Source organism: bacterium (assembly GCA_040753555.1).
In the GTDB taxonomy this organism is placed as follows: domain Bacteria; phylum UBA9089; class UBA9088; order UBA9088; family UBA9088; genus JBFLYE01.
Genome location: JBFMDZ010000198.1, coordinates 1 through 3,726, shown reverse-complemented (window position 1 = coordinate 3,726; position 3,726 = coordinate 1). Strand labels below are relative to the sequence as shown.

The 3,726-nt window shown below is 41.1% G+C and carries 5 protein-coding genes; all 5 read left to right on the top strand.

What is annotated here, in order from left to right; translation table 11 throughout:
* Positions 1–164 precede the first annotated feature (164 nt).
* Positions 165–743, top strand: coding sequence for a DUF2723 domain-containing protein (locus AB1630_11175; GenBank protein ID MEW6104354.1), 579 nt, complete (start codon positions 165–167; stop codon positions 741–743).
* 26 nt (positions 744–769) lie between these two features.
* A complete protein-coding gene (locus AB1630_11170; GenBank protein MEW6104353.1) occupies positions 770–1,135 on the top strand; it encodes a hypothetical protein in 366 nt (121 codons plus the stop codon).
* Between the two features lie 61 nt (positions 1,136–1,196).
* Complete coding sequence (locus AB1630_11165) at positions 1,197–1,751, top strand: DUF1566 domain-containing protein (GenBank protein ID MEW6104352.1); 555 nt, start codon at positions 1,197–1,199, stop codon at positions 1,749–1,751.
* A gap of 344 nt (positions 1,752–2,095) precedes the next feature.
* Positions 2,096–2,485: a hypothetical protein gene (locus AB1630_11160; protein MEW6104351.1), complete on the top strand. Its 390-nt coding sequence runs from the start codon at positions 2,096–2,098 to the stop codon at positions 2,483–2,485.
* Positions 2,478–3,726: DUF1566 domain-containing protein (locus tag AB1630_11155; GenBank protein MEW6104350.1), on the top strand; the 1,249-nt coding region annotated here is incomplete at its 3' end. The genes AB1630_11160 and AB1630_11155, both read left to right, overlap by 8 nt.

Genomic DNA, 3,726 nt, shown 5'->3' with positions numbered 1-3,726 from the left:
CATTGGGATTTTTATTCTTTGGCTTCATTATTTTCCTTAACATTATCTAAACATATACATTCCTTATTTCCCTATAGGGTGAATAGTTACGAAGTTTTTTGGTTTTGGAACACGAATGGACACGAATTAGTATTAATTTGTGGTTTCTTTAAGAATGATATGGGATGGAAAGGTATTTAGGATTGCTGGTTTTTGTTTGTGCCTTCGGCGTATATCTTCATACCCTTACTCCAAGTGTTGGGCTTCATGATTCAGGGGAGCTTATAACCGTTGCATACACATTAGGCATTGCCCATCCCCCAGGCTATCCCCTTTATACCCTACTTGGCAAGCTTTGGACAACTATTATACCAATTGGAAGCATTGCCTTTAGGATGAATATGCAATCAGCATTATTTGCCTCCCTTGCTGTAATGATGACCTATTTTATCACCTTAAAAGTGAGCGGAAGAGCGGAGGAACGGAAGAACGGAAGAATAATTTCAAGCGTTGTTGCATCTTTGATTTTGGCTTTCTCTGCTACCTTCTGGGAACAGGCTGTCATTGCCGAGAAATATACCCTAAATGCCTTCTTTGCCAGCTTGCTTATCTTTATCCTCCTTAAATGGCAAGACTCCCGACTCAAGACTCAAGACTCAAGACTCCCTAGCATTGCTGGCTTTATCTTTTTAATTGCCAAAAGACTAATGATTAGTGTATATTTATGCTTGATGGCGATAGGTTCTGATGAGGTAAAATATTAAATGAAATTAAGGAGGTGATTAAGATTATGTTTAGCGGAGCAACCACAGCAATGAGAAAGCTTATCCAGGAGCTAATCCTTCCTGAGCTGGAAAGCATTAAAGCAAAGGTAGAGAATTTAGGGGTAGAGATAAGAAGGCTTGATGAGAAGATTGAGGGAACAAAGGCAGAGCTTCTTTCAGAGATAAGAAGGCTTGATGAGAAGATTGAGGTAAATTACAAAAGGCTTGATGAGAAGATTGATTCTGTATTCTATCGGCTTGATGAGAAGATTACCGGCCTTCGTGCTGAAACCTCTCTTAACTACCAGAGGCTTGAGGAAAAGATTGAGTTGGCGATAGACATCCATGAGCGTCTGGCAGCCCTTGAGGCAAGGGTGCCAATGAGGGTTTAAATAGCCACGAATGGAGTTGCAAAATTTGTAGTTTTTAAGTATAATTTAAGAAAGGTAATTTATGAAGAGAAAAGCGATATTTTTTCTACTGGTTGTGGTTGGTATGTTTTTAGCAGGCAGTATCCTGGCTCAAGAGGTCGCTTTGCCAAAAACAGGTCAGACCACATCTTATGCAACAGGTGATGATGGAGATTTAGAAAAAGGTGTCTCCTGGCCAGACCCAAGGTTTACAATTGGTGGAAATGGCACAGTTACAGACAATCTTACAGGGCTTATGTGGACAAGAAATGCCAATTTAGCAGGAGCAAGGACATGGCAAGGCGCTTTGGACTATGTAGCGGGAATGAATACAGGAGCAAATCCAAACTATGGCTATACAGATTGGCGACTTCCCAATATTAACGAGCTTGAAAGCCTGATTGACGCAGAAAGGCACAGTCCAGCCTTACCATCAGGACATCCATTTATCAATGTAGCGAGCGACGGCTACTGGTCCTCCAGTAGTTATGCGCCCAATACAGGCAGCGCGTGGATCGTTTACATGTACGATGGCTACTTGTACGCCCTCTATAAGTCCAGTAGCCACTATGTCTGGCCTGTTCGCTCTGGACAGTGATGGGTTATTTGATTATTTGTAACTATTCACCCTATAGGGAAATAAGGAATGTATATGTTTAGATAATGTTAAGGAAAATAATGAAGCCAAAGAATAAAAATCCCAATGTCCAAATCCCAATGACAAATGAAATCCCAATGTCCAAATCCCAATAATTTGAAATGATATTGGACATTGGAAATTGGACATTTTTTTGACATTTGAACTTGGGATTTGGGATTTATTATAGAATGGATGAATTTTAAAACAGCCAAACATATAAAATACGATATACTGAATAGTTACAGTCTATATTTGAAAGATATAGGTTTATTAATGAATTCTTTGAAGTTAAGGAGAATAAGTTGAAGAAGAGGTATAAACAACCAGTCAGTTTTCGATTTGTAAAGAGTCAGTATGATTATTTTGTCAATCGGTTCAAGGGAAGTATCATATTCTTTCAGGTGGGCAGATATTATGAGTTTTATAGGCAAATAGATAAAAATGTAAGAGATGCTCTGGGTCTTAAAGAGGTAAAGAGAACTTCAAGAAGGGGGCTTTTGTATGGTTTTTTGGTTAAAAGAGAAGATTTATATCTGGAAAGGGCAAAGAGAGCAGGGTTGTCTGTGGTAGTAATAAAGGAAAGAGGAGTATACATTGGAAGGATAAAGGAGAGGAGGATAGAGAAGAGGATAGTCCACGGTCATTTTAATTTTCTTCAGACATGCAAAGGAAAACGCAAAGGAGATGTGTAAAAGATTGCTTATGGTAATAGCGGCTTTTCTGTTTATTGCATCTTTAGCCTATACAGGAACAATAGAGCTTCCAAAAACAGGTCAGACCACATCTTATGCAACAGGTGATGATGGAGATTTAGAAAAAGGTGTCTCCTGGCCAGACCCAAGGTTTACAATTGGTGGAAATGGCACAGTTACAGACAATCTTACAGGGCTTATGTGGACAAGAAATGCCAATTTAGCAGGAGCAAGGACATGGCAAGGCGCTTTGGACTATGTAGCGGGAATGAATACAGGAGCAAATCCAAACTATGGCTATACAGATTGGCGACTTCCGAATAGAAAGGAATTGCGCAGCCTAATAGACTATTCAAAATTCAATCCAGCTCTGCCATCAGGACATCCATTTATCAATGTTTCGAGCGGCGTCTACTGGTCCTCCAGTAGTTATGCGCCCAATACAGGCCTCGCGTGGATCGTTCCCATGTACAGTGGCTACTTTTACGCCTACTATAAGTCCGGTAGCCTCTATGTCTGGCCTGTTCGCTCTGGTAGATTATTGGGTTATTTGAATATTTTATCCCCAGAGAAAGGCCCTGTGGGAACAACAATAACCATAGAAGGAATGGATTTTTCCACCAATACCCTGGTCTCCATTGCCTTCGGCACAACATTAACCATCACCACAACCTTAAGCAGCCCAAACGGCACCTTCTCAACCACATTTATTATAGACACCCAACCTTCCGGCACAAAAATAATTACCGCAAGAACAGAAACATTACAAGCCACCACAACATTTGTTATTCTTCCGACAGGCTTTGCCTGGACAAATCGGGGGAATAATCGGGGGTGTCCTGGCGATGTAATGAGCATTCAGGGGATAGGGTTTAGGGATTCAGGAGGTGTGTTTATTGACTTTGGGACATATAGGACGATAACGAGTGCTAATTTAATCCCAAGTGGCTCATTTTTAGCCTTCTTTACTATCCCTGCACTTCCCCGCGGAACCTATACCATAACCATCTACGGCTCAATTGTTACCCAGAGCTTTTATATCTCTGGTTCAACGGGTATTTCAGACCCTCCCTCAGGGGAAGGGCCGGTGGGCACAATCGTTTATATTAAAGGTGCTGGATATTCGACAGAGACCTTAATTTCCATTGACTTTGGAACACACCCTACGATTACAACGACAATCTCAGATGCAAACGGCTCATTTACCACATCCTTCATTGTAGATACCCAACCAGGGGGGA

Bases quoted from the DNA above. Each gene is read 5' to 3' on its own strand.
- AB1630_11165 (MEW6104352.1), top strand. From the start codon at position 1,197: ATGAAGAGAAAAGCGATATTTTTTCTACTGGTTGTGGTTGGTATGTTT.
- AB1630_11170 (MEW6104353.1), top strand. From the start codon at position 770: ATGTTTAGCGGAGCAACCACAGCAATGAGAAAGCTTATCCAGGAGCTA.
- AB1630_11175 (MEW6104354.1), top strand. From the start codon at position 165: ATGGAAAGGTATTTAGGATTGCTGGTTTTTGTTTGTGCCTTCGGCGTA.